The sequence below is a fragment of the Bradyrhizobium sp. MOS003 genome (assembly GCF_003020125.1).
Taxonomy (GTDB): Bacteria; Pseudomonadota; Alphaproteobacteria; order Rhizobiales; family Xanthobacteraceae; genus Bradyrhizobium.
In genome coordinates this window covers 620,293-646,508 of the sequence record NZ_PYFW01000004.1, presented here as the reverse complement: position 1 = coordinate 646,508, position 26,216 = coordinate 620,293, and the positions used below count along the sequence as shown (strand labels likewise).

Annotated in this window: 23 protein-coding genes; 9 read left to right on the top strand and 14 right to left on the bottom strand. The window is 64.6% G+C overall.

The features are described 5' to 3' along the window. Positions 1 to 78: 78 nt before the first annotated feature. Positions 79 to 1,461: an aspartate aminotransferase family protein gene (locus tag C7G42_RS21940; RefSeq protein WP_106951009.1), complete on the top strand. Its 1,383-nt coding sequence runs from the start codon at positions 79 to 81 to the stop codon at positions 1,459 to 1,461. A 117-nt stretch (positions 1,462 to 1,578) separates the two neighbouring features. Here C7G42_RS21940 and rnd read toward each other — a convergent pair whose 3' ends face one another. The 6 genes from rnd to C7G42_RS21910 form a co-directional block, all read right to left on the bottom strand. Next, positions 1,579 to 2,730 carry a ribonuclease D gene (gene rnd, locus C7G42_RS21935; RefSeq protein WP_106951008.1) on the bottom strand — a complete coding sequence of 384 codons (1,152 nt, stop codon included), beginning with the start codon at positions 2,728 to 2,730 and terminating at the stop codon, positions 1,579 to 1,581. Between the two features lie 406 nt (positions 2,731 to 3,136). Beyond that, a complete protein-coding gene (locus tag C7G42_RS21930; RefSeq protein WP_106951007.1) occupies positions 3,137 to 4,480 on the bottom strand; it encodes an ABC transporter substrate-binding protein in 1,344 nt (447 codons plus the stop codon). Positions 4,481 to 4,491: 11 nt separating this feature from the next. Beyond that, complete coding sequence (locus C7G42_RS21925) at positions 4,492 to 5,361, bottom strand: carbohydrate ABC transporter permease (protein ID WP_106951006.1); 870 nt, start codon at positions 5,359 to 5,361, stop codon at positions 4,492 to 4,494. After that, the gene (locus C7G42_RS21920; protein ID WP_199581052.1) at positions 5,358 to 6,308 is read right to left on the bottom strand and encodes a carbohydrate ABC transporter permease; all 951 of its coding nucleotides are present in this window, start codon (positions 6,306 to 6,308) and stop codon (positions 5,358 to 5,360) included. The genes C7G42_RS21925 and C7G42_RS21920 overlap by 4 nt, the downstream gene beginning before the upstream one ends. A 1-nt stretch (position 6,309) precedes the next feature. Further along, positions 6,310 to 7,158 carry a phosphodiesterase gene (locus C7G42_RS21915; RefSeq protein WP_106951004.1) on the bottom strand — a complete coding sequence of 283 codons (849 nt, stop codon included), beginning with the start codon at positions 7,156 to 7,158 and terminating at the stop codon, positions 6,310 to 6,312. 203 nt (positions 7,159 to 7,361) lie between these two features. Then, positions 7,362 to 8,834 carry a protein adenylyltransferase SelO gene (locus C7G42_RS21910; protein WP_106951003.1) on the bottom strand — a complete coding sequence of 491 codons (1,473 nt, stop codon included), beginning with the start codon at positions 8,832 to 8,834 and terminating at the stop codon, positions 7,362 to 7,364. 196 nt (positions 8,835 to 9,030) lie between these two features. On the opposite strand from C7G42_RS21910, the gene aspS reads away from it, so the two are divergent. After that, the gene (gene aspS, locus C7G42_RS21905; protein ID WP_106951002.1) at positions 9,031 to 10,803 is read left to right on the top strand and encodes an aspartate--tRNA ligase; all 1,773 of its coding nucleotides are present in this window, start codon (positions 9,031 to 9,033) and stop codon (positions 10,801 to 10,803) included. A gap of 156 nt (positions 10,804 to 10,959) precedes the next feature. On the opposite strand, the gene C7G42_RS21900 is transcribed toward aspS, so the two are convergent. Further along, positions 10,960 to 12,927, bottom strand: coding sequence for an aq_1923 C-terminal domain (locus C7G42_RS21900; protein ID WP_106951001.1), 1,968 nt, complete (start codon positions 12,925 to 12,927; stop codon positions 10,960 to 10,962). A 246-nt stretch (positions 12,928 to 13,173) separates the two neighbouring features. Here C7G42_RS21900 and C7G42_RS21895 point away from each other — a divergent pair, with 246 nt between their 5' ends. Continuing rightward, on the top strand, positions 13,174 to 15,480 hold the full coding sequence (locus tag C7G42_RS21895) for an NADP-dependent malic enzyme (protein ID WP_106951000.1): 2,307 nt from the start codon (positions 13,174 to 13,176) through the stop codon (positions 15,478 to 15,480). A 20-nt stretch (positions 15,481 to 15,500) separates the two neighbouring features. Here C7G42_RS21895 and C7G42_RS21890 read toward each other — a convergent pair whose 3' ends face one another. Continuing rightward, positions 15,501 to 15,737: a hypothetical protein gene (locus C7G42_RS21890; protein ID WP_106950999.1), complete on the bottom strand. Its 237-nt coding sequence runs from the start codon at positions 15,735 to 15,737 to the stop codon at positions 15,501 to 15,503. Between the two features lie 45 nt (positions 15,738 to 15,782). Between C7G42_RS21890 and C7G42_RS21885 the strand changes: the two genes are divergently transcribed. Then, a complete protein-coding gene (locus tag C7G42_RS21885; RefSeq protein ID WP_106950998.1) occupies positions 15,783 to 16,235 on the top strand; it encodes a DoxX family protein in 453 nt (150 codons plus the stop codon). 4 nt (positions 16,236 to 16,239) lie between these two features. On the opposite strand, the gene C7G42_RS21880 is transcribed toward C7G42_RS21885, so the two are convergent. The 4 genes from C7G42_RS21880 to C7G42_RS21865 all read right to left on the bottom strand — a co-directional run bounded on the left by C7G42_RS21880 (position 16,240) and on the right by C7G42_RS21865 (position 20,298). After that, a complete protein-coding gene (locus tag C7G42_RS21880; protein ID WP_199581051.1) occupies positions 16,240 to 16,791 on the bottom strand; it encodes a dihydrofolate reductase family protein in 552 nt (183 codons plus the stop codon). Between the two features lie 6 nt (positions 16,792 to 16,797). After that, entirely contained in the window at positions 16,798 to 17,826 is a 1,029-nt protein-coding gene (locus C7G42_RS21875) for a polysaccharide deacetylase family protein (RefSeq protein WP_106951088.1), read from the bottom strand. Between the two features lie 165 nt (positions 17,827 to 17,991). Then, positions 17,992 to 18,561 carry a glutathione peroxidase gene (locus tag C7G42_RS21870; RefSeq protein ID WP_106950997.1) on the bottom strand — a complete coding sequence of 190 codons (570 nt, stop codon included), beginning with the start codon at positions 18,559 to 18,561 and terminating at the stop codon, positions 17,992 to 17,994. Between the two features lie 147 nt (positions 18,562 to 18,708). Beyond that, on the bottom strand, positions 18,709 to 20,298 hold the full coding sequence (locus tag C7G42_RS21865; protein WP_199581050.1) for a L,D-transpeptidase: 1,590 nt from the start codon (positions 20,296 to 20,298) through the stop codon (positions 18,709 to 18,711). 208 nt (positions 20,299 to 20,506) lie between these two features. On the opposite strand from C7G42_RS21865, the gene C7G42_RS21860 reads away from it, so the two are divergent. From C7G42_RS21860 to C7G42_RS21850, 3 genes are all read left to right on the top strand, one after another. After that, complete coding sequence (locus C7G42_RS21860; RefSeq protein WP_106950995.1) at positions 20,507 to 21,055, top strand: CreA family protein; 549 nt, start codon at positions 20,507 to 20,509, stop codon at positions 21,053 to 21,055. Positions 21,056 to 21,698: 643 nt separating this feature from the next. Next, positions 21,699 to 21,863: a hypothetical protein gene (locus C7G42_RS35400; protein WP_199581049.1), complete on the top strand. Its 165-nt coding sequence runs from the start codon at positions 21,699 to 21,701 to the stop codon at positions 21,861 to 21,863. A gap of 34 nt (positions 21,864 to 21,897) precedes the next feature. Next, on the top strand, positions 21,898 to 22,263 hold the full coding sequence (locus tag C7G42_RS21850; protein WP_106950993.1) for a hypothetical protein: 366 nt from the start codon (positions 21,898 to 21,900) through the stop codon (positions 22,261 to 22,263). On the opposite strand, the gene C7G42_RS21845 is transcribed toward C7G42_RS21850, so the two are convergent. Continuing rightward, the gene (locus tag C7G42_RS21845; protein ID WP_106950992.1) at positions 22,264 to 22,509 is read right to left on the bottom strand and encodes a DUF6719 family protein; all 246 of its coding nucleotides are present in this window, start codon (positions 22,507 to 22,509) and stop codon (positions 22,264 to 22,266) included. 67 nt (positions 22,510 to 22,576) lie between these two features. Continuing rightward, positions 22,577 to 24,067 carry a MocR-like pyridoxine biosynthesis transcription factor PdxR gene (gene pdxR, locus C7G42_RS21840; RefSeq protein WP_106950991.1) on the bottom strand — a complete coding sequence of 497 codons (1,491 nt, stop codon included), beginning with the start codon at positions 24,065 to 24,067 and terminating at the stop codon, positions 22,577 to 22,579. 76 nt (positions 24,068 to 24,143) lie between these two features. Here pdxR and C7G42_RS21835 point away from each other — a divergent pair, with 76 nt between their 5' ends. Continuing rightward, complete coding sequence (locus C7G42_RS21835; protein ID WP_106950990.1) at positions 24,144 to 24,869, top strand: pyridoxamine 5'-phosphate oxidase family protein; 726 nt, start codon at positions 24,144 to 24,146, stop codon at positions 24,867 to 24,869. Between the two features lie 52 nt (positions 24,870 to 24,921). Beyond that, on the top strand, positions 24,922 to 26,199 hold the full coding sequence (locus C7G42_RS21830) for an ArgE/DapE family deacylase (RefSeq protein WP_106950989.1): 1,278 nt from the start codon (positions 24,922 to 24,924) through the stop codon (positions 26,197 to 26,199). The last annotated feature ends 17 nt before the right edge of the window (positions 26,200 to 26,216 follow it).

Below are 26,216 nucleotides of genomic sequence, written 5' to 3'. Positions count from 1 at the left end.
CGCAATAGCCAAGGTATTGATCATCGAGTGATGACGCCGGCTCTGCCTGCGACGTGACGCTTTCAAGGATCTGCGCAAATGTCCATGCTGCCCAATTCGCAAGAAGCTCGTGATGTGGCCTACCAGCTGCATTCGTACACCAATGCGCGCGCGCATCAGCAGGCCGGTCCGCTGGTGATCGAGCGCGGCGAGGGGCCTCACGTGTTCGACGCATCGGGCAAACGCTATTTCGAGGCGATGGCGGGCCTGTGGAGCGTCGGGCTCGGCTTCAACGAGAAGCGGCTGGTCGAGGCCGCGCACAAGCAGATGCTGGCGCTGCCGTTCTACCATACCTTCTCCGCCAAATCGCACGGACCCTCGATCGACCTCGCCGAGAAGCTGGTTGCGCTCGCGCCTGTCCCGATGAGCAAGGTGTTCTTCACCAATTCCGGCTCGGAGGCCAACGACACGGTCCTCAAGCTGATCGCCTATCGTTCCAACTCGCTCGGCCAGCCGCAGCGCAAGAAGATCATCAGCCGGATGCGCGGCTATCACGGCGTCACCATTGCGTCGGCCAGCCTTACCGGCCTGCCGAACAACCACCGCTCGTTCGACCTGCCGCTGCCGAACATCCTGCATACGGGCTCGCCGCATTTCTACAAGGACGGTGCGCCCGGCGAGAGCGAGGAGGCCTTCGCGACGCGGCGGGCCGAGGAGCTCGACGCGCTGATCCAGAAGGAGGGGCCCGAGACGATCGCGGCCTTCTTCGGCGAACCGGTGATGGGCGCGGGCGGCGTCGTCGTGCCGCCGGCGACCTATTGGGACAAGATCCAGGCGGTCCTGAAGAAGTACGACATCCTGCTGGTCGCCGACGAGGTGATCTGCGGCTTCGGCCGCACCGGCAAGATGTTCGGCTGCGAGACCTACGGCATCAAGCCGGACGTGATGGTCGTCTCCAAGCAGATCACGTCGAGCTATTTCCCGCTCTCGGCCATCATCATGAACGACCGCATGTTCGAGCCGATCGCGGACGAGAGCAACAGGATCGGCGTGCTAGGCCACGGTTTCACCGCGGGCGGCCATCCGGTCGGCTCGGCGATTGCGCTGGAAAACCTCAAGATCATCGAGGAGCGCGGCCTGGTCGCGCATGCGGCCGAGCTCGGTGCCTACATGCAGGGCAAGCTGCGCGAGCTCACCAGCCATCCGCTGGTCGGCGAGGTCCGCGGCGTCGGCATGATCGCGGCGATCGAACTCGTGCTCGACAAGGGGCGCAAGACGGCAGCGGCGACGCCCGGTGCGGTCGGCGGCATGGCCAGCCGCATGCTCCAGGAACGCGGCGTGATCTCGCGCAACATGCTGGACGCCATCGCCATCTGTCCGCCGCTGATCGTCACCAAGGCCCAGATCGACGACCTCGTCGCCGCGATCTCAGGCGTGCTGAATGACATGAAGCCGGAAGTCGCGAAGCTGACGCCAGCGTAGGGAAGCCGGGGCGTCATACCCCGTCATTGCGAGCGAAGCGAAGCAATCCAGAGTCTCCGCGGAGGCAGTCTGGATTGCTTCGCTACGCTCGCAATGACGGTACGAGAAGGTTGCGACCTATTCTGCCCGCTGAACGCCGATCACGCGGCCCTTCTCGACCGCCAGCGCAAGTTCACCGCGCTTGAGCTTCAAGGCGGCATCGCCGAACAGCTCGCGGCGCCAGCCGCGCAAGGCGGGCACGTCGGCCTCGTCGTCGACTGCGATCTCTTCGAGATCGTCGACCGTCGCGATCACCTTGCTGGCGACCGCGTGTTTTTCAGCGGTCATGCGCAGCAACACCTTCAACAACTCGACGATGGCGGCGCCATTGTTGTTGTTGCGCGGCTTCTCCAGCTTCGGCAGCGTGGCAGGATCGCGCGCCAGTCCGCGCGTGACCGCGGCGACGATGTCCGCGCCCCATTTGGATTTCTCAAAACCCTTCGGCACCGAGCGCAGATTGGCTAGCTTCTCGATGGTATTGGGTGCGTGGGTTGCGATGTCGCTGACAGCTTCATCGCGCAGCACGCGCCCGCGCGGCACGTCGCGGCTCTGCGCTTCCTGTTCGCGCCAGGCCGCGACCTCCATCAGCACCGCGAGATCCTTCGGCTTGCGCACCCGCGTCTTCAGCCGCTCCCAGGCGCGCTCGGGGTGGAAGTCGTAGGTCTTGGGCGAGGTCAGGACCTCCATCTCGATGGAGACCCATTCGCTGCGGCGGCGCTTCTTCAAATCGGCGTCGAGCGCTGCGAACACGTCGCGCAGATGCGTGACGTCGGACACCGCGTAATGCATCTGTTCCTTGGTCAGCGGGCGGCGCGACCAGTCGGTGAAGCGGTGGGTCTTGTCGGGGCGGTGGCCGGTGACTTTCTCGACCAGGGCGTCGTAGGCGATGCTGTCGCCGTAACCCAGCACCATCGCGGCAACCTGGGTGTCGAATACCGGGTGCGGGATGATGTTGGCCTGGTGCCAGATGATTTCGATGTCCTGGCGGGCGGCGTGGAAGACCTTCAGCACGGCTTCGTTGGCCATCAGCTCGAAGAACGGCTTGAGGTCGATGCCCGCGGCCAGGGTATCGACGACAATGGCTTCCTCGGCGCTGGCCATCTGCACCACGCATAGCAGCGGGTAATAGGTGGTCTCGCGCAGGAACTCGGTATCGACGGTAATGACGGGGTGCTTGGCAAGCCGGCTGCAGGCAGCCGCGAGGTCAGCGGTGGTGGTAATCAAATCCATGAACGGCCCATGACACTTGATATCAGCCGATCTGCCGAAAGTGCTGTGATGTCAAGGGGCTCAGTGCGAATTCGAGCCTTGAATTCGGGCCGGAATCGCTTTTTCCGACGAAATTCCTATTCGTAGCGGATCCGGTGCGAGGATTTGCGGGCGCAGGGCAGCGCCACCACGACGACGCACATGGCGACCAGCGCCAGTCCCAGGAACTCGATAACCAACAGATCCACGGCGAAACCTCCAGAAACATAGCTAGATTTGTCGGGGGTGCGTTGAGGGTCTGTTAATTGCAATGGTTACCGGCGGCCGGGCCGGCGGGATGGTGGACAAGGGGTTAATGGGAGGCCGAAACGAATTCGGCGCCCCGCCCGGGCGGAGCGCCGATGCTCGTTTGCCGTTGCAGCAGCCCCTACGGCAACTTCAGCGACGTCTCCGCATTGTACGGCTTGAGCGTCTCGTCGGCAGCCTTCTGCGCGGCGGCGAGGGCTTCCTTCGGCTGCTTCTTGCCGTTGAGGACCAGCATCACCTCGTCCTCCAGCGTCTTGCGCACCGGCACGGTCTTGTAGGTTGCGAACCACGGCTTTGCGACGTCGAGCTGCTCGACGGCGGTCTTGGCGTCCGGGTTCTTGTTGAGGAAGTCGACCATCTCGGGCGTCTTGTACGCCGCCATGTTGGGCGCGAAATAGCCGGTGGCGCGGCTCCACCAGGCGCTCTTCTCCGGCGAGGTCATCCACTTGATCAGAGTCCAGGCGGCCTTCTGCTTGTCGGCTTCGAGACCGGCCGGCACGATCAGCGAGGCGCCGCCGATCGGCACGGCGTTGCGGACGTTGCGCGGAATGAACGCGACCTTGTAGTTGAACTTGGCGTTGTCGCGCACGTAAGTAAGCGAGCCCGTCGACAGCATCATCATCGCGGCATTGCCCGAGATGAAGGAGGTGCTGACGGCTGGTCCCGGCGTCGCGCCGGGGGCATGGACCTTGTGCTTGTAGACGAGGTCGTTCCACCAGGAGAGTGCGCCGAGCATCGAGGGCGTGTCGTAATACACCTCGCCGCCAAACTCCTCGTTGTAGTAGCGCCCGCCATTGCTCATGGTGAGCGTTTCCATCATCCAGCCGCAATAGTCGTAGGCGCAGGGGATCGCGATGCCCCATTGCGTCACCTTGTCGCCCTCGCGCTTGGTGAGCTTCTTGGCCCAGTCGGTGAGTTCGGCCCAGGTCTGCGGCGGCTTGGCCGGATCGAGGCCGGCTTCCTTGGCCTTGTCGGCGTTGATGTAGAGCAGCGGCGTCGAATTGTGGAACGGCACGCCGTAGACGGAGCGGTTGATCACCGCGTTGCCCTGCAGCGCGGGGAAGAACTGGCCGAGGAACTGCTCCTTGGTGGTGCCGTCGGCCTTGATCAGGGCATCGAGGTTGGTCAGCTCGTTCTCGATCTGCATGTCGAGCAGGAAGTTCGCCGACATGATCACGGCGGACGGCGGCTTGCCGGCCTTGATCGCGGCGCGCGTCTTGATCAGCGTGTCGTCATAGGAGCCGGTGTAGACGGCGGTCGCCTTGATGTCGGGATGACCGTCGTTGAACTCCTTGATCAGGGTGCCCATGTCGCGGGCGAGCTTGCCGTCGACGGGGACGGGGAAGAACAGATCGATCTCGGTCGGACCTTCGGCCATCGCCGGGACGGCGAGGGCGCCGGCCAAAGTGGCTGCCAAACTACTTGCCATGGCGAGGCCGAACACGAGCCTGCGGGAAAACAGCATCGAAGAATCTCCTATTTGATGCCTGAGGTGACGAAAGAGCTGATGAAGCGCTTCTGGAAAATCAGGAACGTGATGAGCAGCGGTGCGATAACCATCAGCGTGCCAGCGGCGATGGTGCCCCAGGCCTGCGTGCCTTCGGCGGTCTTGGTGAAGACCGAGAGCCCGACCGTGAGCGGCCGCTTGTCCGGCGAATTGATCACCATCAGCGGCCAAAGGAAGTCGTTCCAGTGGCTGGTCACCGAGATGATGGCGAAGGCCGAGAAGCTCGGCATCGACAGCGGCACGTAGATGTGGCGGATGCGCTGGAGCAGGGTCGCGCCGTCGATAAGGGCGGCATCTTCGAGCTCGGTCGGGATCGCCTCGAACGCCTGGCGCATCAGGAAGGTGCCGAAGGCCGAGGCGAAGAACGGCATCATCACGCCGGCGAGCGTGTCGTAGAGGCCGAGCCGCGCCACGAGGCTGAGATTCGGCACGATCAGCAGCACCGGCACGAGCATCAGCTGCATGAGGAACAGATAGAAGATCAGCGACTTGCCGGCGAAGTCGAGGCGCGCAAAGGCAAAGCCCGCCAGCGTGATCGTGACGAACTGCACCAGCAGAATGCCAGCGCAGATGATCGTGGTGTTGAGCGTGTAGCGCGGGAAGTCGCCGATCTCCCAGGCGTCCCTGACATTGTCGAGCGTCGGCTTCAGGCTCGGCATCAGCTCGGCCATGGCGTTGATGCCGTCGGAGGCCGGGCGCAGCGTCGCGACGACCATCCACAGGAAGGGGATGAGCCAGACGATCGCGAGCAGCACGGTCAGCAGGAAGCCGAGCTTGGGCGTGATCTCGCCCCGTGTGGCCAACGGCGCGTCCTTGTAGAGCCGGTCGATCAGCTTCATGGCCCGCCCTCGCGGTTGGCCATGGTGCGGAAGGAGAGCGCGGTGAGGCCCATCAGCGCGGCGAGCGTCAGCAGCGTCGCGGCCGAGGCCTTGCCCACGTCGTAATGCTCGACCGCCTGCTGGTAGATGTAAAACAGCACGAGGTTGGTCGAATTCGACGGCCCACCCTGAGTCATGACGAAGACGTGGTCGACCTGCGTCACCGCGTTGAGGATCGCGATGACGATGACGAACAGGAAGGTGGGCTTGAGCTCCGGCAGGATGATATGGCGCAGGCGCTGGTAAGGCCCGGCGCCGTCCAGATGCGCAGCTTCCATCACGTCTTCGGGCACGGCCTGCAGGCCGGCGAGGAAGAACAGCATGTAATAGCCGGCGTTCTTCCAGATCGTGATGATCATGATCGCATAAAGCGCGATGTCGGGGTCGCCGAGCCAGTTCGGCAGCACCGGAAGCAGGCGGCCGATATAGTAATCGAGCAGGCCGACATTGGGCAGGAAGATGAACATGAACAGTGCGGAGGCTGCGACCATCGGGATCAGCACCGGCAGGAACAGCGCGGCGCGCAGCGCGCTGCTCACGGCATGGGTGCGCGACAGCGTCAGCGCGAACAGCAGCGCGAGGCCGATGCTCGGGATCGCCGTGCCGACCGCATAGACGAGATTGTTGACGACCGCGCTGGAGAAGGCGGGGTCGGCCAGCACCGCCGCGATGTTGTCGAGACCGACGAAGCGGACCGGGGCCTTCGGTGTGGCGCGCTGGTAGAGCGCATCGATCAGCACGCGGCCCATCGCGCCATAGGTGAACAGCACGAGGAAGACCAGCGAGGGCAGCAACAGGAGATAGGCGGGCAGCGAAGCTTTGATGCGCCCGACGAGGCGCTTCGGCACGTGCAGGCGCGGCGCCGCCGAGGTCGCGACCGGAAGAGTCGCGGGTTCGGCGAGGCTCATCTCACCGCGCCGGAAAGTTGAGTGCATAGTCGCGGCCGTCCACCCCCGCCGGTGGCTCGAAGGGGAAGCGCAGACTGGTGTCGAGAAAGTCGTGGCTGTGTACGACCAGGTTTTCGTCGTCGATCAGCACCACGCCATAGGCGGGCGGCTCGTGGCTCGCCAGATGCGGCGCGCCGGCGTCGAGCTCGAACCAGACCTGATGGTTGGTACCGCGCAGGGTGGAGAACGGAATCTTGCCGTAGCTGCCGAAAATCGGACGGTGCACATGACCGAAGAAGAGGTGGCGGATGCGGGAGCGATAGGGCGCGATCACCTCGGCGAACTCCGCGCTCTGTTTCAGCCCGATCTCGTCCATCGCATGGACGCCGATCGGGAAGGGCGGGTGATGCATGAACGCGACGAACGGCATGTCGGCCGGCGCAGCCGCGAGCGTCTTCGCGAGCCAGTCGAAGCGCTTGGCGCACATCTCGCCGGCGTGGCTTGTCTCGTCCAGCGTGTCGAGGAAGACGAACAGGCCGTGCTCGGTGGTGCGCGTGCCCTGCACGAAGCCGTTGGAATCGCGCGGCGCGGCCTTGAGCGCGTCGAGGCAGGTGACGCGGCGGTCGTGATTGCCGACCATGGCGATGTAAGGGATCGTCAGCGCGGCCATCGCGTCGGCGAAATTGGCGTAGGATTCAGCCTCGCCCCAATGGGTGAGGTCGCCGGTCACGACCGCAAAGGCAGCATCCGCCTGGTGCTTGTTGATGTCGGCGATCGCCGCGTCCAGCCGGGCGCGCGGATCGAGGCCATAGAGGGTCGAGCCGGGATTCGCCAGATGCGTGTCGGTGAGGTGGATGAATTTGAAGGGCATGGCGCTTGTCAGAGTGTGTTGGAGAACGGACGTCTCCAGCAAGACGACCCTGACAGGCGGTTAGAGTGTGTGTGTTTCAGTTTGATGACAGCGGTTCCCGCGGGCAGAGGTGTCCACAGGGCCCGCGGAACCGCAACGGACCGCGCAAGGCGCGATCCACGCAGTGCATAATTTGGGGATGGTCGTGAGCGCTCGAACCCGCCTCACGTCCCGCAGAACGTCTGCAGCACACGCTGGTCCGGCAGCGGCGGATCGGCGTAGGCGGCGTACTCGGGCTGATCGTCGAACGGCTTGGCCAGTACCTTCACCAATTCCTCGAATGGTGCGTAGTCGTCGTCATTCACGGCGGCCTGGATCACGGCTTCGACGCGGTGGTTGCGCGGGATGAAGAGCGGGTTGACCGAGTGCATCGCGGCCTGCCGCTCGGTCGCGCCTTCCTGCTCCAGTGCGATGCGCGCGCGCCAGCGGCCGGCCCACTCGTCGAAGGCTGCGGGCTCCATGAACTGCGCACGCGCATCCGCGCTGTCATCAACGGCGGCATCGCCGAGCTTGCGGAAGGTGAGGGTGAAGTCGGCCTGGTTCTTGGCCATGGCATCCAGCAGGTCCTGGATCAGCGCCTCGTCGCCGTCGCGCTCGGTGAACAAGCCGACCTTCCTGCGCAGCCCGGCCTGATAGGCGGCGCTAAATTGGTCGGAGAAGGCGCCGAGAATATCCTGGGCTTCGGCGACCGCCTTCTCCTGCTCGTCGGAAAACAGCGGCAGCAGGCATTCGGCGAGGCGCGTCAGATTCCACAGCGCGATACGCGGCTGGTTGGCATAGGCATAGCGGCCCATCTCGTCGATCGAGGAAAACACCTGCGAAGGATTGTAGGTGTCCATGAAGGCGCAAGGGCCGTAATCGATGGTCTCGCCGGAAATGGAGCTGTTGTCGGTGTTCATCACGCCGTGGATGAAGCCAACCAGCAGCCAGCGTGCGACGAGCTGGGCTTGGCGCGCAACCACGCCGGCGAGCAGCGCGTGATAGGGCCGCTCCGCGTCGCGCAGCTCCGGATAGTGCCTGACGATCACGTGGTCGGCGAGCCGCCGGACCGCCTCGGTATCGCGGCGGGCGGCGAAGAACTGGAAGGTGCCGACCCGGATGTGGCTCGAGGCGACACGCGTCAGCACCGCGCCGGGCAGCGCGGTCTCGCGCATGACGTGCTCGCCAGTGATCACGGCCGCGAGCGAGCGGGTGGTCGGAATGCCGAGCGCGAACATGGCTTCGCTGACCATGTATTCGCGCAACACGGGTCCGAGCGCGGCGCGGCCGTCGCCGCGGCGGGAGAATGGGGTGGGACCGGATCCCTTGAGCTGGATGTCGCGGCGGACGCCGTCTTTGTCGATGACCTCGCCGAGCAGGACGGCGCGGCCGTCGCCGAGCTGGGGCACGAAATGCCCGAACTGGTGGCCGGCATAGGCCATGGCGATGGGATCGGCGCCTTCCGGAACCGTTTTGCCGGCCAGGATCGCCGCGCCTTCGGGGGTCTCCAGCAAGTCAGGATCAAGCCCGAGCTGGAGCGCCAGCGGCCGGTTCAACTTGATCAGCCGGGGGGCCGCGACCGGGGTCGGCGCGACGCGGGCAAAGAAGCTGTCCGGCAGCGTCGAATAGGAGTTCTGGAAGGGGAAATGCACTGTCATGGCTTCAAGATAGGGCTGGAACGGCTAATGGCAAAGGGATGGGCCCAGATTGGGCAAAATTGGACGCCTCCGGCCCAAAACAGGGCGTTCCCTTGGTTGCCGCCTCCGGCCTCGTCGGGTAAACCCTGCCGCAATCTCGGACCGGCCGTGACAGGTCGTCCGATTCGTTTCCTCCGACATCATTTTTGGGACGACCATGCATCGCTACCGGTCACATACATGCGGCGCGCTCCGCGAGAGCAACATCGGCGAGACGGTCCGCCTGTCGGGCTGGGTCCATCGCGTTCGCGACCATGGCGGCGTACTGTTCATCGACCTGCGCGACCATTACGGCCTGACCCAGTGCGTGGTCGATCCGGACTCGCCGGCCTTCGCGCAGGCCGAGAAGCTGCGCTCGGAATTCACGGTGCGGATGGACGGCAAGGCCCGCCGCCGGCCCGAGGGCACCGACAATGACGATCTGCCGACCGGCAAGATCGAGATCTATGTCACCGAGATCGAGGTGCTGGGCCCGGCCGGCGACCTGCCGCTGCCGGTGTTCGGCGACCAGGAATATCCCGAAGACATCAGGCTCAAATATCGCTTCCTCGACCTGCGGCGCGAGAAGCTGCACCAGAACATCATGACGCGCGTCGACATCATCAAGTCGATGCGCCGGCGCATGGAGGGGCAGGGCTTCTTCGAGTTCAACACGCCGATCCTGACCGCGTCCTCGCCGGAAGGCGCGCGCGACTTCCTCGTCCCGTCGCGCATCCATCCCGGCAAGTTCTACGCGCTGCCGCAGGCCCCGCAGCAGTACAAGCAGCTGCTGATGATGTCGGGCTTCGACCGCTACTTCCAGATCGCGCCGTGCTTCCGCGACGAGGACCCGCGCGCCGACCGTCTGCCCGGCGAGTTCTATCAGCTCGACGTCGAGATGAGCTTTGTGACTCAGGAAGACGTTTTCGCGGCCATGGAGCCTGTGATCACGGGCGTGTTCGAAGAGTTCGCCAAGGGCAAGCCGGTGTCGAAGAACTGGCGCCGCATCCCGTTCGCCGAAGCGCTGCGCAAATACGGCAGCGACAAGCCGGATTTGCGCAACCCCATCGAGATGCAGGACGTCTCCGAGCATTTCCGCGGTTCCGGCTTCAAGGTGTTCGCGCGAATGTTAGAGGACCCCAAGAACCAGGTCTGGGCCATTCCGGCACCGGGCGGCGGCAGCCGCGCCTTCTGCGACCGCATGAACTCGTGGGCGCAAGGTGAGGGCCAGCCCGGGCTCGGCTACATCATGTGGCGCGAGGGCGGCGGGGGCGCAGGTCCCTTGGCGAACAACATCGGGCCGGAGCGCACCGCCGCGATCCGCGCACAGATCGGCACCAAGGAGGGCGATGCCGCCTTCTTCGTCGCCGGCGATCCCGACAAGTTCTGGAAGTTTTCGGGTCTGGCCCGCAACAAGGTCGGCGAGGAATTGAATCTCACCGACAAGGAGCGGTTCGAGCTCGCCTGGATCGTCGACTTCCCGATGTACGAGTACAACGAGGAGGACAAGAAGGTCGACTTCTCGCACAACCCGTTCTCGATGCCGCAGGGCGGCCTCGACGCGCTGAAGGGCCAGGACCCGCTGACCATCAAGGCGTACCAGTACGACATCACCTGCAACGGCTACGAGATCGCCTCGGGCGGCATCCGCAACCACGTTCCGGAAGCCATGGTGAAGGCGTTCGAGATCGCGGGCTATGGCGAGCAGGAAGTGGTCGACCGCTTCGGCGGCATGTACCGCGCCTTCCAGTACGGCGCCCCGCCGCATGGCGGCATGGCCGCCGGTGTGGACCGCATCGTGATGCTTCTGTGCGGCACCAACAATCTGCGCGAGATCTCGCTGTTCCCGATGAACCAGCAGGCCATGGACCTGCTGATGGGCGCCCCGTCGGAAGCCACCACAAAGCAGCTCCGTGAGCTGCATGTGCGGGTGAACCTGCCGCAGAAGTGAGGAACTTGTGCCCCGGACGCTGCGCAGCGCTTCTTAGCGGTGCGCTGCAGAGCCAGGGCCCATGTCTCAGCGAGCATCAAGCGTTCTGGGTCCCGGCTCTGCGCAGCAACGCTCGCGCGTTGCAGCGCGTCCGGGACACGAGATCGCCTCTCTTGCCTACAACCCCGTCGAGGCCTCGATCCTGAACTGCGCCAGCGCGATGATCGGCTCGTTGTTGAGGACATCCATGAGCTGAAGCACCGGCAGCTTGCCGAGCGGGGTCAGCTTGATCGTGAGCGTTTGGCCTGACGTTGCGACGAATCCCGCAAGCGCATCGACCGCAGTCCTGGCATCGAGATTGGAGGCGGCGATCCTCTCACCTTGCGCCCTGATCATCTCGACGATGGCGTTGCGTGCGGCGTCGCGGCTGACATTCTGTATGCGCGCGAACTGCGCCACGACGAGATCGACCACGCCGCTGTCGCGTAGCGAGAGCTCTATCGCGCCAGTCTCGACCTGCGTCGCCTGGCCCATCGCCTGCACCGGATCTGTCGTGAACAGGCCGCGCGGCACGTTGGCGAGCGCGAGGCGGGCCTGAGCCCTGGCGAGATTGCCCAGATCGATCGTGGCCGGCGCGAGCGCGAAGGCCCCCGACGATTCCGTCCAGGCCGCACCGAGATCGACGTCGATCGCGAGCTTGTCCACGCCTGCCATGATCAGCGGCTGCAGCGCCGGATTGGCAGGATCGGTCGGCGTGACCATCTTCACGACCAGATTGGCCCTGCTCGGAATCGATCCGACCAGTTGGCTCCAGTTCAGGCTGATCGTATCGACGGTGAAGAGCTGCCGCGTGGTCTTGTAGGGCGAGACCACGCCCTTGATTTCGGCGCCTTCGAGCACCCCGAACAGGCCGAGCATCTGATCGGGTGAGGGCGGTTGTCCGGGTGATCGAAGACTCGCCGCCCAGCGCATCAGTTTCGCCGCGCTGAAGGACTTCAGAGCGAAGCTCTCCATCTTGAGCTGCCCCTGCGGCAGCGGCATGACGAGGCCTTCCAGCGCGATCCTGTCCTGGTCGTATTTGACGGCGTTGAGCCGCCCAGTTCCTTGCGACGTCTCGACCGTCTGCTTGCCGATTTCGACCTTGCCGATCCGAAAGCCCTCGAAGAAGTCGGCCACCTTTGCCATGATGTCGCGCGACTGCGCCGGCGTGGGGGTCGAGCCATCAGCCGGCACCAGCGCGATGATCTCGGCCGGGCGGAATTTCGAGGGCCGGATAGAAATGTCGTCGAAGGCGAAGCCGTCGACCTGCACGCGCACGCCCGGTGCCGTCGTCACCACATAGGAGTTGACCGAGATGCGCCGATAGATCCTGTGAAAGCTGTCGTCGCTCGACCCGTGCTCATCGAGAGCGGCCCGCACGGCGGTCGCGTCGAAATCGTGGGCGGCAAGACCCGACATTTCGCCGGTCATTTTCGCGGGCTTGCCCGGCTGGGCGAGGTCGATTGTAAAGGTGATGCGGTCCGTCTTCGCCGTTTCGATCTTGCCGCGGTCGACGTTCTGCACCGACAGGCCCGAATAGACGTAGTCGCCGCCGCCGGGGGTGCCGGGGCCTGCATCGACATTGACCGTGACGGTCGGCACCACGATCGAGGACGCCGAGACGGTGGCGTATTGCGCGAGCATGAAGCGGTACATGTCGATGATCGAACCGGATAGCGACGTGCCGTCCGCGCGGGTCGGGCCCGAAAAATCGCGGGCGCTGACTTGCGGGATCTTGTAGTTCGCCTTCAGCTTGGCCGGCTCGGTATACGTGAAGGCGACCTCGACCCCGGACACTTCAATGCTGTCGGCCGAGAAACGGGCGTCATCCGGCTGGCGCAGGCCGACGGCCGTGACCTTTGCGATCTTGACGTTGGCGAGCCGCGGCTGGTCGGGCTCGACATTGATGTCCTCGATCGTCAGCGTCCGGCTCGCCAGTTCGAACGTGATCTTGCCGTGGCTCGCCTTGCCGCCGCCGGAGCGCATCTGTTCGAACGCCGCCTCGACCTCGCTGGTGGCCCGGTGCTGGACATAGAGATTGAAGCCGAACCATCCGCCCGCGCCGAGCACGAGGAGTGCGACCAGGCCGACCACGATCCGCTTCATTCTCAGCTCCAGTTGCTCATTTTCCACCGCGCAACCTGCCATATTCGCAAAACGCCGCGCGGTCCATGGAAAGCTAGCGCAATCAGATATTTGACCGCGCGCCCTGTTGATGGGGGCGCAATCGGATGTTGCCACCGGGGCGCCCGGCGTGCTTCATCCCGTTTCCATGACCCGGAATACCGCGACCCGCGACAGACCGGTCAGGACACCGTAGTTTGAGGCCGGTAACGCGAGGCAAGAGACCGCATGTCGTCCTATTCCGATGATCTCCACCAGGCGGCGCTGGCCTATCACCGACTGCCGCGCCCCGGAAAGCTCGAGATCCAGGCGAGCAAGCCGCTCGCCAACCAGCGCGACCTCGCGCTTGCCTATTCTCCGGGCGTCGCCGCGGCCTGCACCGAGATCGCGAAGAATCCGGCGGAAGCCGCCACGCTCACCACGCGCGCCAATCTGGTCGCGGTGGTCTCCAACGGTACCGCCGTGCTCGGCCTCGGCAATATCGGCCCGCTGGCCTCCAAGCCGGTGATGGAAGGCAAGGCGGTCCTGTTCAAGAAGTTCGCCGGCATCGACGTGTTCGACATCGAGATCGCCGCCGACACCATCGAGCGCGTGGTCGAAACCGTGGCGGCGCTCGAGCCGACCTTCGGCGGCATCAATCTGGAAGACATCCGCGGACCGGAGTGCTTCGAGATCGAGGCGCAGTTGAAAGAGCGTATGAAGATCCCGGTCTTCCACGACGACCAGCACGGCACCGCCATCATCGTCGCCGCCGCCGTCACCAATGCCCTGCGACTCAACGGAAAGAAGCTGTCCGACGTCAAGATCGTGGCATCAGGAGCAGGGGCTGCGGCGATCGCGACACTCAATCTGCTCGTGTCGATGGGTGCGCAGCGCAAGAACATCTGGGTGTGCGACATCGATGGCCTTGTTCACGAAGGCCGCAACACCACGATGGACCGTTGGAAGGCGGTCTACGCGCAGAAAACCGACAAGCGCACGCTCGGTGACGTCATCGGCGGCGCCGACATCTTCATCGGGCTCTCCGCGCCCGGCGTGCTCAAGCCTGACATGGCCAAGGCGATGGGCGACAAGCCGCTGATCATGGCGCTTGCCAACCCGACCCCTGAGATCATGCCGGAGGAGGCGCGCAAGGTGCGCCCTGACGCGATGATCTGTACCGGTCGCTCCGACTATCCGAACCAGGTCAACAACGTCCTCTGCTTCCCCTTCATCTTCCGCGGCGCGCTCGATGTCGGCGCCAGCGCCATCAACGAGGAGATGAAGCTCGCGGCCGTCGAGGCCATCGCGCAGCTTGCGCGCGAGGCGCCGTCGGATGCCGTCGCGCAGGGTTTCGACACCGGCGAGACGCAAGGCTTCGGCCCGGGCTCGCTGATCCCGAGCCCGTTCGATCCCAGGTTGATTCTGCGCATCTCGCCGGCGGTGGCGAAGGCGGCAATGGAATCCGGCGTCGCGACGCGGCCGATCACCAATTTCGACGAATACACCGCGCTGCTGGAGCGCTTCGCCTTCCGCTCCGGCCTCGTCATGAAGCCGGTGTTCGCCAAGGCCAAGACCCAGCCGGTGCGCGTGATCTACGCCGAAGGCGAGGACGAGCGCGTGCTGCGCGCCACGCAGGTGGTGCTGGAGGAAAACCTGGCCCGGCCGATCCTGGTCGGCCGTCCATCCGTCGTGGACGCCCGCATCAAGCGCTTCGGCCTGTCGATCCGCGCCGGCAAGGATTTCGACCTCGTCAATCCCGAGGACGATCCGCGCTACCGCTCCTATGTGCAATCCTATGTCGAGGTCGCCGGCCGCCGCGGCGTGACGCCGGATGCGGCTCGCACCGTGGTGCGCACTAACAACACGGTGATCGCAGCACTCGCGGTGACGCGTGGGGAGGCGGATGCGATGCTCTGCGGCGTCGAAGGCCGCTACATGAGCCATCTGCGCCATGTCAGAGAGATCATCGGTTTTTGCCCTGGCATCAGTGACTACGCGGCGCTGGCGCTGCTGATCACCAGCAAGGGCGCCTTCTTCATCGCCGACACGCAAGTGCGACCCAATCCCAGCGCGGAAGAGCTTGCCGAGATCGCATCGCTCGCCGCGGTCCACGTCCAGCGCTTCAACATCAAGCCGAAGATCGCCTTCGTCTCGCACTCGGATTTCGGCAGCTACGACACCGATTCCTCGCGCAAGATGCGCCGCGCGACCCAGCTGCTCAAGGAAAAGCATCCAGAGCTCGAGGCGGACGGCGAGATGCAGGGCGACACGGCACTGTCGGCGGCGGCGCGAAAAATGGTGCTGCCGCACTCCAATCTCGAGGGCGAAGCCAACATCCTGATCATGCCGACGCTGGACACCGCCAACGTCGCCTACCAGATGATCAAGTCGCTGGCGGACGCGCTTCCCGTCGGCCCGATCCTGATCGGCCCCGCGCGCCCTGCACATATCCTCACCCCCTCGGTGACGGCACGCGGCATCCTCAACATGACGGCAGTGGCGGTCGTCGAAGCGCAGGAGCGCGCCGCCCGGCAGCCGACGTTGTTCACGTAACGGCTCGTTCACGTAAGGGATCAGCATTCCCCGAACTCGTCCTGCCCGGGCTTGTCCAGGGCAACCACGATCGTCGTGCCGCGGGACAAGCCGTGGATGGCCGGGTCAAGCCCGCCCATGACGTCGAGAGAATGGTGATCGAATTCGTCCAAGGGTTCGATTCCGCTGGGGAGCGCCACTACGCCGCCCGCGTCGCCACCTTGTAATACTTTCAGTTCTCCATTTCCCCGTTTGTAAAGCGGCGCGCGACTCTTCATAATCCTCGCGCGTTCCGTGCTTAGCGCTTTGCCAAGAGGCCGATCATGCCAGCGTTCGTGACTTTCGGGCGGATCCTGTTCGCCGTGCTGTTCATCTACACGGGCGCGACCAAGCTCTTTGCCATCCAGGCGACCGCCGACTTCATTGCCACCAAGGTGGTGGTGCCCGACATCGTCGCGCCTTACGCCAAGCAAATCGAGACGGCCACCGCCATGACCACGCCGCAGCTGCTGGCGATCGCCGTCGGCGGTCTCGAGATCATCGCAGGCCTGATGATCGCACTGAATTTCGGAGCCCGGTTCTTCGCAATGCTGATGATCGTTTACGTCGCGATTGCGACCGTGCTGTTCGACGATTTCTGGAACCAGGCGCCGCCCGACAACGCCAAGATGGTGGTCGACGCGCTGAAAAACCTGTCGATCATGGGCGCCTTGTTCATGATCATGGGATACGGCCGCACCACGCGTCCGGCCGAGGCGGCCTACGGGGACGTCTGAGGGCCTACGTTCGTCGCCACGGGGTCACGGTCACGCCGTGCGCCGCGTCGAGTAGATAGGGCGCATCAGGCTGCAGCCCGTGTGACGTCAGCACCTGCTGCGGCGTCTGCGCCGGCACCCCGACGAAACAGCCTTCGCCGCCGGGCAGGCGCACATGCGGGGCTTCCGACAGCCAGAACGTATCATAGCGGTCCATGAACATGTCGAACACGACGGGGCCGCCGATCACGGCGACCATGCCGGAGGCGACATCGGCAAAGGCGCAGGCTTCCTCGAAGCTCGCATGTTCCGGATTCCACAGCGTCGCGTTCGGCATCTCGGGATCGACGGTGAGCGGCTTGATCTTGCGGGTGACGATCAGCCGCTTGCGCTGCGGCGAGTTCGGCTGCTGTTCATGCGAGTTGCGGCCGTGCACGATCAGCGCGGCGCGGTCGAGCGCCTGCTCGAAGAACAGCTTGTCGCCCTCGAACTTCAGGCTGTCGGGCATGACATTGCTGGCGTCGGCGAGCATGCCGTCGGCGGAGACGATGACGTAGCCTTCGATACGGAAAGACAATGCCGTCTATTCGGAAACGGTCGTCACCACGGAATTGACCGGGCGCTGGCTCACCGTCGGCAGCTTGGCGTCCTTGAGCAGCTCCTGGTCGTATTCGGGCAGCGACGAAGCCGGGAACTTGGCGCGCATCGCCACCACCTTGTAGCCGCCGGCCTTCAGGCGCTTGAGCAGCTCGGGCAGGGCCTCCGCCGTGTGCTTCTGGAAATCGTGCATCAGGATGATGCCCTTGCCCTTGGTGTCGAGCTTCTTCATCACGGTTTCGACGATCTTTTCGGGCTTGGACGCCTTGAAGTCGAAGGAGTCGATGTCGCAGGAGAAGATCGCGGTGTTGCGGTTGCCGAGATAGGTGACCATCTCCGGCGGATGCTGAAGCGCCGGGAAGCGGAAGAACGGCGAGGGCGAAATGCCGCCGAGCGCCCATTTCACAGCGGAAAGGCCTTTCTCGATCTCTTCCTTGCGTTGCGCTTCGGTGAGCTTCTTGTTGTTGAGATTGGCGTGCGACCAAGTGTGAGTGCCGACGGTGTGGCCGGCGTTGTAGACCTGCTTCAGGATCTCCGGCTCGTAGGTCGCGTGCTTGCCGATCGAGAAGAAGATGCCGGTGGTGCATTCGTCGGCGAGCGCCTTCAGCACAGCGGGCGTGTTCCTGGGCCAGGGGCCGTCGTCGAAGGTCAGCACCACCTCCTTGTCGCGCAGGAAGTCGAGCTCCTTGAAGTGCTCGAAGCCAAAGCCGGGACCGCCCGTGGTGTCGATCTCGACGGTGCGGGCGACACCGAGCGCGCCCGGCGTGTTGCAGGCCGCGCGGGCCGGCTGCGGTGCCTGCTTGGGCGGGGGCGGATTGACGAAGCCCGCTGGTGCTGCGGCCGGCGCGGGAGCTGCTGGCGGAGCCGCCGTCGGCGCGGCTGCGGCCGGCGTCGTCGTCGCTGGGGCGGCTTGCGTCGCGGCTGCGGGCTTTGCGGCCGGGGTCTGCGACCATCCTGCGCCGGTCATCGCGACCGACATCGCGCTTGCCAAAATCAGTCCTGCCGCCACACGCATGGTGTTGTCCTCGAGATTGATCCCGTTGTTCCGCCGCTGCTTTTCGCCTTCGGCACAACCGTCCTGCCCCAAACGATCCTAGCCTAGATGGTGGGCCATCGCCATTGCAACGGCTGTTTGGCATCCCGTCACAATTGTGCCCAGCCGGATTGAGCGCGCCTCGCATCAACTGTCGGCCAGCGTCCTGGCAATGGCCGTCTTGATCCGCGTGTCGGCCGGTTCGACCGAGGACGGAAAGACCTCGGCGATATAGCCGTCGCGGCCGATCAGATATTTGTGGAAGTTCCAGCGCGGAACGTCCCTTGGCCGCGCCTCGGCAGCCCATTTGTAGAACGGATGCGCCTTTGCGCCGACCACGATGGCCTTGGCCGTGATCGGAAAGGTAACACCATATTGGTGGTGCGCGGTCTCCGTAATCTCGCTGCTGCCGCCGGGCTCCTGGCCGCCGAAATCGTTGGAAGGCACGCCGATCACGGTGAGCCCACGCGCGCGAAACTCGTTCCAGAGCTCCTGCAGGCCGGCATATTGCGGCGTGTAGCCACAGAGCGAGGCCGTGTTGACCACCAGCAGCGGCTTGCCGGTGAAAGCGGCGAGGCGGATGTCGTCGCCGGACAAGGCTGGGAAGGAAAAGGCGTAGGCCGGGATCCGGCTCATGCCGCTATCGGCGAGCGCGCGCGTTGCAGGCGCCAGCGTGCCGGCCAGCGCAGCTAAGAGCATGGTTCTGCGATTCATCATGACGGCGTCCCCCGAAATGATCCGGACCGCATGTTACTCCGCCGCTGCAACCTGCCTCGTCAACACCGCGTTATCGGGCGCCGTGCAACGGTACGCTGTTGACGCGTTTTCTTGACGCGAACCGGTATCCACTTCGTTCGAAGCGCTTTAGTACAAGCGGACGATGAAGTCGGTGCCTTCGCCTGTCTCGCCCTGGTTGATGCCCTGGTCCGAGATGATGATGGAGCCGCCCGACGTCAGCATTTCGTTGATCTTCGCCATGGTGTCGGCCGGGATCGAGATGCGGTCGAGGGCCGCGGCCGGGCTGTCCGGCGTGACCACGGGCTTGGCGGCGACGGGGATCACAGCCGCGCCACGCTGGCGGTGCGCGAGGCGAGCGTCGTCAACGCGCGCCGCGGAGCGGGCGGAGACGGGCAGCGATACCACCGACCAACGCAGCGCATTGGAATCGGATTTGTCCAGTTCGGCGGTGAAGATATGCGTGCCGAGCGGTCGCTCGCTCGTGGCGATGGTGACCGGCACCTCGAACAGCGGCGCAAAATTCTGCCGTACGTAGAGCTTGGAATCCTTGCGGCTGATGAAGACGGCGATCTGGCCGGCCCGCCTGGGCGCTTCCGGTTTTGCAGCCGGCGCCGGTTCGGCAACACGGCTGTCGTCCTTCTTCGCGTCGGGCGAGGCGGCGATCGCGGGAGCCGGCGCATCGGGTGTCTTCGCAGAAGCAGCGTCCGTCTTGACCGGCTCGCTCTTCCCGGCCTCGACCTTGTCGGCAGGCTTGTCCGCGTTCACCGGCTTGGCAACATCTTCCGCCGGAGGCTTGGCTGAATCCGATGCTTCGGCCGTCTTGGCGTTGTCGGCCGGCGCGGTGGCTACTTCGTGAGTTCCTGCATTGCCCGTGGTCACATCCGACATTACGGTGTGACCGACGGAGGTGCGCAGCTCCAATACGCTGTCGGCGCTGGCGGTCTTGGTTTCGACGGGCTTGGTTTCGACCGGTTTGGCGTCGGCGGCTTTGGTTCGCGCGGCGCCCTTGTCGGCCTTGTCGCCGACATTGGTCTGCGGCTCGAGACTGGCCGCAGGCTGCGGCGGCACCCGCACGGAGGCGAGCAGGGGATGGGAGAAGCTGTGCGGTGACATCTCGCCGGGCGCGACGATGACGCGGGCGCCCATCCTGGTCCAATTCCACATCTTCACCGCGAATGCCATCGGCATGCGGATGCAGCCATGCGAGGCCGGATAGCCCGGCAGCACCCCGGCATGCATGGCGACACCGGACCAGGTGATCCGCTGCATATACGGCATCGGCGCGCCGCTATAGATGTTGGAGTGGTGGAATTTGTGCTTCTGGATGACGCTGAACACACCCATCGGCGTCGAATGGCCCTTCATGCCCGTCGACACCGGCGATTGCGCGAACACGCCGTTGGTGTCGTAGACGGTGACCTTCTGCCGGTCGATCGAGACGACAATGACGAGCGGCCCTTGCGGCTTGGTGCCGGCTTCCTTCTCGGCGACGACTTCTTTCTTGCCGGTCGCGCCGCGCTTCTGCGGCTTCTGGCGCGGAATCTCGGGGCGCCGGTCCTGCCGGGCGTAATAGGACCCGTCGGAATAATCCGTCCAATAATAAAATGCTGCGTCTGCCTGGCTGGTCGCGCCGATCGCACCCGCCGCCGTCAAAATGGCGACCTGCCACAGCCGCGCCGGTGTGGCAGAAAAACCCGACCCGTTCACGCTGTTCATCCTCGAATCCATAATCCAAATCAGACGTTAGTCTCGCAGAGGGGATACGCGTTCACCAGCATGGCGGTTCTGCCGTCCGCTACTTTTGTCCAAGTCGTAGCAAAAAAGCCTCACGGAGCGGTAAACGGCGGCCGCGCCCGTCGGTCCGTCGTCTTCCTGAGTGGCCGTCTCATACCTACATTGTGGCGACTTGTTACCGGAGAACTTCATGTCATCTCGTTTCCTCAGTCTTTCCAACATACGCTTGAAAGGCTTCGCTTTCCTCCTCCTGGCCCTGGTCGTGCCGGCCGCGTCCGCTTCGGCCGCCGACGAGCCCGATCTGATCTTCCGCCGCTCCACCGTGTTCAAATGGATGAGCCCGAACGACAAGCTCGCGACCTATGGTCTCGACGATCCTGAAATCGAGGGTGTCGCCTGTCATTTCACCGTGCCGGAGAAGGGCGGCTTCAAGGGCTGGCTGGGCCTTGCCGAGGAGGTTTCGGACATCTCGCTGGCCTGCCGCCAGATCGGTCCGATCAAGTTCAAGAACAAGATGGAGCAGGGCGACGACATGTTCCGACGGCGCCGCTCGCTGTTCTTCAAGAAGATGCAGATCGTGCGCGGCTGCGACACCAAGCGCAACGTGCTGGTCTACATGGTCTATTCGGACAGGATTATCGAGGGCTCGCCGAAGAACTCGACCTCGAGCGTGCCGATCATGCCGTGGGGGCCGGCGGACGCCAACGTCCAGAAGTGCGGCGAGTTCTTCACTCAGTGACGCGCTTGCGTTCACGCAGTGACGCGTTGGCGCTTCACTTGGCGCGGCGGGGCTGCGGTTTGACGAGGTGCGAGCCGGTCAGCCGCACGAACGCTTGTGGCGCGGCTTCAAAGCCGCGGCCGGATTGCAGCGACATCGCACCGGCTGAGGCGACACGATTTGATCGGTGATCTCCGCGGTCGTTCCGTTGTTCCGCCTCGCGCGGCATTGCGCGATCTTGCGCCACCATAATGGCCATCCCTCAACTGAACGCGCCCGGTGATCCGGGCGTCCTGGCTTCGATGGCTTGGGTCGCGGCCGATGCGACCTCGGTTCAACTCAGCCTTCGTTTGCCGCTCCATTCAGCAGAAAAACGTAAAATGCGTGTGAAGCAGGTGAGGCGGGAGCATGACGGCCGCTCCCTCCGGAGTGTTCAGGCACAGCAGCCGGAACTTGGCAGGCTACCTTGAGCTGCAGTGAGACCCATCTGAAATGATTGGTCTTTCCGGCGAATTGTGTCGTCGTCTCTGGCCGGACGAAACAATTCTCCCGGAGATGAAACCATTTTGCGCTTTGGGCGCATCACGGGCGAAACCGCCCATGGTTATCAGCTTCACAACGACGAACGGCGCACCGCCGGCCACGGGAACTCGGAGACAAGACCATGCGCGCGCTCAGCTTCATCCTTGCCTTTGGCTTCGTTGTTGCCGGTTCTTCGTTCGCAGGCTCGCCGGACGGCAATCTCCCCGGTGTCGGAACTTTCCAGTACAGCGGCTCCCCGATCACGACCGCCACGACGCAGTCGATCGTGGTCGCCGCGCGCTTCTGATCAGCAACAAGAAAATCAGCCGATAAAGGCCGTCATGATCGTTCGATTTTGCGCCGCTGTGTTCGTGTCTGTTCTGACGATCAATGCTGCCCAGGCGCAGGTGCGCGCGCCCTCCAGGTTACCGGATCCCCGCAGTGAATTCGTGCGCCAATGTGCGCCGCGGATGCTGGGGCGGTGGGAACATCCCGAGGAAGTTTGCGGCTGCCTGCACGATCATGCCGCAGCCGCCGTCGAGGACCGCGATCTGCGCGAAGCGCTGTTGCGCGGCATCAGCGAGACCGGCGTGCCCACCATCGAGACCGACTGGGTGCCGGCGTCCAAGCAGGGCGAGATCGGCCCGACCTTCACCAAGATCGCCAAGCCGACTCTGCAGTGCATGTTCGACCCGGCGAAGCAGTAACTATTTTGTCTTCGGACCGTAGCGCGGCACGCAGGCGGCGGTGCGCGCGACGCCCTTGTCGGTCATCTTCGTTCCGCGCACTTCCTTGACCTGTCCGGCGGGACAGGTTCCGTCATCCACCTGTACGCGCTGACCAAGCTTGAGATCGACGATGTCCTGCTCGCGTCCCACCGTGACGGCGTGCGCCGTCGTCGCGAGCGCGGCGGAGATCAGGATTGAGAGGCAAGCAGCACGGCGAAACAGCATGGCGAAAGATCCCGGCATTGATACCGCAATGTAAGGACGAGCCCGCGATTCTAATAGTGAACCTTCGTCAGGTCTGCCGGTCCGATCTGTTCCCGGTGCGCAAGGCTGCGCGCGATTCCCGCGCGAGCCGTTCGGCGGAGGCGACGAGCTGTGGAACCGCATGGCCGGAAAATCCGAGCACGAAGCCGGGCAGAGGCCGCGCGCGCGAATAGGTGTCGGCCAACAGCCAGCCTTCCGCGCCGGCCGCCTGCTTGGCCCGCGCTGCCACCGAAAGATCGACCGAGCGATCGAACCGGGCGACGAGATGCAGGCCTTGTGACGGCACCGGTACCGACAGCGCGCCGTGGGATTCAGCCTCCAGCGTTTCCGCCAATGCGTCACGCGCTTCGCGATAGAGCTTTCGCACGCGCCTGAGGTTCGCGGCGAACGCGCCCGAATTGAGCATGTCGGCTACCGCGCCTTCCATCAGCGTGCCGGGGAAGCGGTCGAGCGCCGCGCGCGCAGCCGTCACGTCCGCGATCAGACGTTCGGGTAGGGCGCAATAGCCGATGCGCAGGCCGGGAAACAGCGTCTTGGCAAAGGTGCCGAGATAGATCACACGCTGGAGGCGATCGATGCCGGCGAGCGACATCAGCGGTGCGCCGTCATAGCGAAATTCGCTGTCGTAATCGTCCTCCAGCACGAAGGCGCCGGCCTGCCTCGCCCAGTCCAGAAGCTCGAGCCGCCGCTGCATCGACATCTGCACGCCCAGCGGAAACTGATGCGACGGCGTGACATAGGCCGCGCGCGCGGCCGGCCCTGCGATGCGGCCCTTGGCGACCCGCATCCCGTGCTCATCGACGGGAACGCCCACGGCGCGATAGCCGCAATTCGCAATGGTTTTCCGCGCGGCCGGGTAACCCGGGTCTTCGCACCAGACCTGGTTGCCCGCCCTGAGGATCGCGCTCAGCACGATGCGTAGCGCGTGCAACGTGCCTGAGGTCAGCATGATCTGATCGGGATCGCAGCGCAGCCCGCGCGCCGACAACAGATGATCGGCGATTGCCGCGCGCAGCTCGCGGCTGCCGCGGGGATCGCCATAGTGCAGATGCTCCGACCCGAAGTTGCGCATGCGCCGGCCGACGAAGGCACGGAAGCGTTGCACGGCGCGTTCGTCGATGTGGGTGCAGCCGAGCGCGAACGCGCCTTGTCCCGGCGTTTCCACAATGACTTTCGGCCTGTTCGGCTCGGCCGTGCGCGCAGGAATGCGCGCGGCGACGAACGTTCCGGAGCCGACGGTTGCCTCGGCGAAGCCGTCGGCGATCAGGCGCTCATAGGCGATGACGACGGCGTTGCGCCGGAAGCCGGCCTGCGTGGCCAGCGTTCGCGACGGCGGCAGCGGCTCGCCAGGCTTGACCAGGCCCGAGACGATCATCTCGCACAGCGCCTGATAGAGCCGGTGCGCGGCGGAGGCGCCCGGCGTGACGTGCGGGCCGGTAAGGTCGAGCGGCAGCCCGGTCTTTGTCGGCAAGGAAGACTTGGCAGCCGAGGGCAGGGAATTGGTTGGAATATTTCTCATGGAATTGGAACTATCGCAGACCAAATGCGCCGCTACAACTGCTTCCAGTTTTCTTCCAATCCGAGCAGGAGCGGCCGTGAGCCAGACCGAGACTTCGAATTCCTATCCGACATCGGCGCGCAACCAGGTGAAGCGCCGGCACGACCGCGGCTTCTACGATCACGAGACCGTCCATCGCATCCTGGACTCCTCGATGCTCTGTCACGTCTCCTACGTGATCGACGGCCAGCCCTATTGCACGCCCACCTTCTTCTGGCGCGAGGGTACGAAGCTCTATTGGCACGGCTCGAGCGCAAGCCGGATGCTGCGCAACCAGACCAAAGGCGAGCGCGTGTGCCTGACGGTCGCCCATCTCGACAGCCTCGTGCTGGCGCGCTGCGGCTTCAATCACTCGGCCGACTATCGCGCGGTGATGGCGTTCGGCGCCGCCTATCTCGTCACCGATGCCGAGGAGAAGGAGCGGGCGGTGATCGCGATGGTCGACCGCTTCTTTCCGGATCGCACCGCGAGCCTGCGGGCGAGCACCACGCAGGAGATCAAGGCGACGTCCTTCATCGCGATGGAGATTGAGGAAGCCTCGGCCAAGATACGCGCCAAGGGTGTTGCCGACGACGACGAGGACTATGCGTTGCCGATCTATGCCGAACGCATCCCGGTTCGTACCGTGCTCGGCGCGCCCGAGCCGTGCCCGCGCCTGCTCGACGGGGTCAGCCGGCCCGCTACGCTCAATGGCTATTCGGAAGGCCGCCTGCTCGAAGATGCATTGCGGGATGCATATTTTGTGGAGTACCCGAACGGCTGAAATCGGCTAGCTTGCGCCTCCTTGGGACCAATGAACTGCCTGGAGTTGCCTGATGAATGCCGAAACGCAGCAGAGGATTCTCGACGCCGTCGATGCCGGCTTCGAAGCCCAGCTTGCAACCACGCGCGATTTCGTCGCGATCCCCTCGACCCGCGGGGCGGAGGGGCCGTGCCAGGACATGATCGGCGACCTCCTGCGCGAACGCGGCTACGAGGTCGACGACTGGCACATCGATGTCGAGGACCTCAAGGATCTGCGCGGCTTCGGTCCGATCGAGCATGATTTCTCCAAGGCGCGTTCGGTGGTGGGGACCTACCGCCCGCAAACGAACGCCGGCAAATCGCTGATCCTGCAGGGCCACTGTGACGTCGTGCCCGCCGGTCCTCTGGAATTGTGGGACACGCCGCCATTCTCTCCCGTCGTCAAGGATGGCAAGATGTTCGGGCGCGGCGCCTGCGACATGAAGTCGGGGACCATCGGCGCGCTCTATGCGCTGGATGCGATCAAGGCCGCGGGTTTCAAGCCGACGGCGCGGATCCACTTCCAGTCCGTCATCGAGGAGGAGAGCACCGGCGTCGGCGCGCTGTCGACGCTGCAGCGCGGCTATCGCGCGGACGCCTGCTTCATTCCGGAGCCGACCGGCGGCAAGATGGTGCGCTCGCAAGTCGGCGTGATCTGGTTTCGCCTGCGTGTGAAGGGGCACCCGACCCATGTCGCCTTTGCCGGCTCCGGCGCGAACGCGATCATGGCTGCCTATCATCTGATCCAGGCGCTGCAGAAGCTCGAGATCGAGTGGAATGAGCGCGCCAAAGCTGACAAGCACTTCAAGACGCTCAACCATCCCATCAACTTCAACCCCGGCATCATCAAGGGCGGCGACTGGGCCTCCAGCGTGCCGGCCTGGTGCGACGTCGATTGCCGGATCGCGGTCTTGCCGGGCTGGTCGATCGCCGATCACCAGAAGGAGATTGCGGCCTGCGTCGCGGCTGCCGCGCGCAACCACCGCTTCCTCGCCAACAATCCGCCTGAGATCGAGTGGTCGGGCTTCCTGTCCGAAGGCTATGAACTGACCGATTCCGCCGCGCCGGAGGCCGCGTTCGCCAAGGCGTTCGGCAAGGTCTATGGCGGTCTGCCGGAGGATCTCGTCTTCACCGCGCTCACCGACACCCGCTTCTACGGCCTCAACGAGGGCATCCCGAGCCTGTGCTTCGGTGCCAGCGGCGGCGAGATGCACGGCTTCAACGAGTTCGTCGAGTTGGAGTCGTTGAAGAAGACGACCAGGGCGATGGCGCTGTTCATTGCGGAATGGTGCGGGGTGGAGAAGGCGTAGCTCTCTCCGCCGCCATT

Excerpts from the sequence above, each read along its gene's own strand:
- C7G42_RS21910 (WP_106951003.1), bottom strand. The coding sequence starts at position 8,834 with ATGACAGTGCATTTCCCCTTCCAGAACTCCTATTCGACGCTGCCGGAC.
- rnd (WP_106951008.1), bottom strand. The coding sequence starts at position 2,730 with ATGGATTTGATTACCACCACCGCTGACCTCGCGGCTGCCTGCAGCCGG.
- C7G42_RS21865 (WP_199581050.1), bottom strand. The coding sequence starts at position 20,298 with ATGAACAGCGTGAACGGGTCGGGTTTTTCTGCCACACCGGCGCGGCTG.
- C7G42_RS21920 (WP_199581052.1), bottom strand. The coding sequence starts at position 6,308 with ATGAGCCTCGCCGAACCCGCGACTCTTCCGGTCGCGACCTCGGCGGCG.
- C7G42_RS21870 (WP_106950997.1), bottom strand. The coding sequence starts at position 18,561 with ATGATGAATCGCAGAACCATGCTCTTAGCTGCGCTGGCCGGCACGCTG.
- C7G42_RS21915 (WP_106951004.1), bottom strand. The coding sequence starts at position 7,158 with ATGCCCTTCAAATTCATCCACCTCACCGACACGCATCTGGCGAATCCC.
- C7G42_RS35400 (WP_199581049.1), top strand. The coding sequence starts at position 21,699 with ATGCGCGCGCTCAGCTTCATCCTTGCCTTTGGCTTCGTTGTTGCCGGT.
- C7G42_RS21895 (WP_106951000.1), top strand. The coding sequence starts at position 13,174 with ATGTCGTCCTATTCCGATGATCTCCACCAGGCGGCGCTGGCCTATCAC.
- C7G42_RS21850 (WP_106950993.1), top strand. The coding sequence starts at position 21,898 with ATGATCGTTCGATTTTGCGCCGCTGTGTTCGTGTCTGTTCTGACGATC.
- C7G42_RS21925 (WP_106951006.1), bottom strand. The coding sequence starts at position 5,361 with ATGAAGCTGATCGACCGGCTCTACAAGGACGCGCCGTTGGCCACACGG.
- C7G42_RS21885 (WP_106950998.1), top strand. The coding sequence starts at position 15,783 with ATGCCAGCGTTCGTGACTTTCGGGCGGATCCTGTTCGCCGTGCTGTTC.
- C7G42_RS21930 (WP_106951007.1), bottom strand. The coding sequence starts at position 4,480 with ATGCTGTTTTCCCGCAGGCTCGTGTTCGGCCTCGCCATGGCAAGTAGT.
- aspS (WP_106951002.1), top strand. The coding sequence starts at position 9,031 with ATGCATCGCTACCGGTCACATACATGCGGCGCGCTCCGCGAGAGCAAC.
- C7G42_RS21830 (WP_106950989.1), top strand. The coding sequence starts at position 24,922 with ATGAATGCCGAAACGCAGCAGAGGATTCTCGACGCCGTCGATGCCGGC.
- C7G42_RS21845 (WP_106950992.1), bottom strand. The coding sequence starts at position 22,509 with ATGCTGTTTCGCCGTGCTGCTTGCCTCTCAATCCTGATCTCCGCCGCG.
- C7G42_RS21940 (WP_106951009.1), top strand. The coding sequence starts at position 79 with ATGTCCATGCTGCCCAATTCGCAAGAAGCTCGTGATGTGGCCTACCAG.
- C7G42_RS21875 (WP_106951088.1), bottom strand. The coding sequence starts at position 17,826 with ATGCGTGTGGCGGCAGGACTGATTTTGGCAAGCGCGATGTCGGTCGCG.
- C7G42_RS21890 (WP_106950999.1), bottom strand. The coding sequence starts at position 15,737 with ATGAAGAGTCGCGCGCCGCTTTACAAACGGGGAAATGGAGAACTGAAA.
- pdxR (WP_106950991.1), bottom strand. The coding sequence starts at position 24,067 with ATGAGAAATATTCCAACCAATTCCCTGCCCTCGGCTGCCAAGTCTTCC.
- C7G42_RS21900 (WP_106951001.1), bottom strand. The coding sequence starts at position 12,927 with ATGAAGCGGATCGTGGTCGGCCTGGTCGCACTCCTCGTGCTCGGCGCG.
- C7G42_RS21860 (WP_106950995.1), top strand. The coding sequence starts at position 20,507 with ATGTCATCTCGTTTCCTCAGTCTTTCCAACATACGCTTGAAAGGCTTC.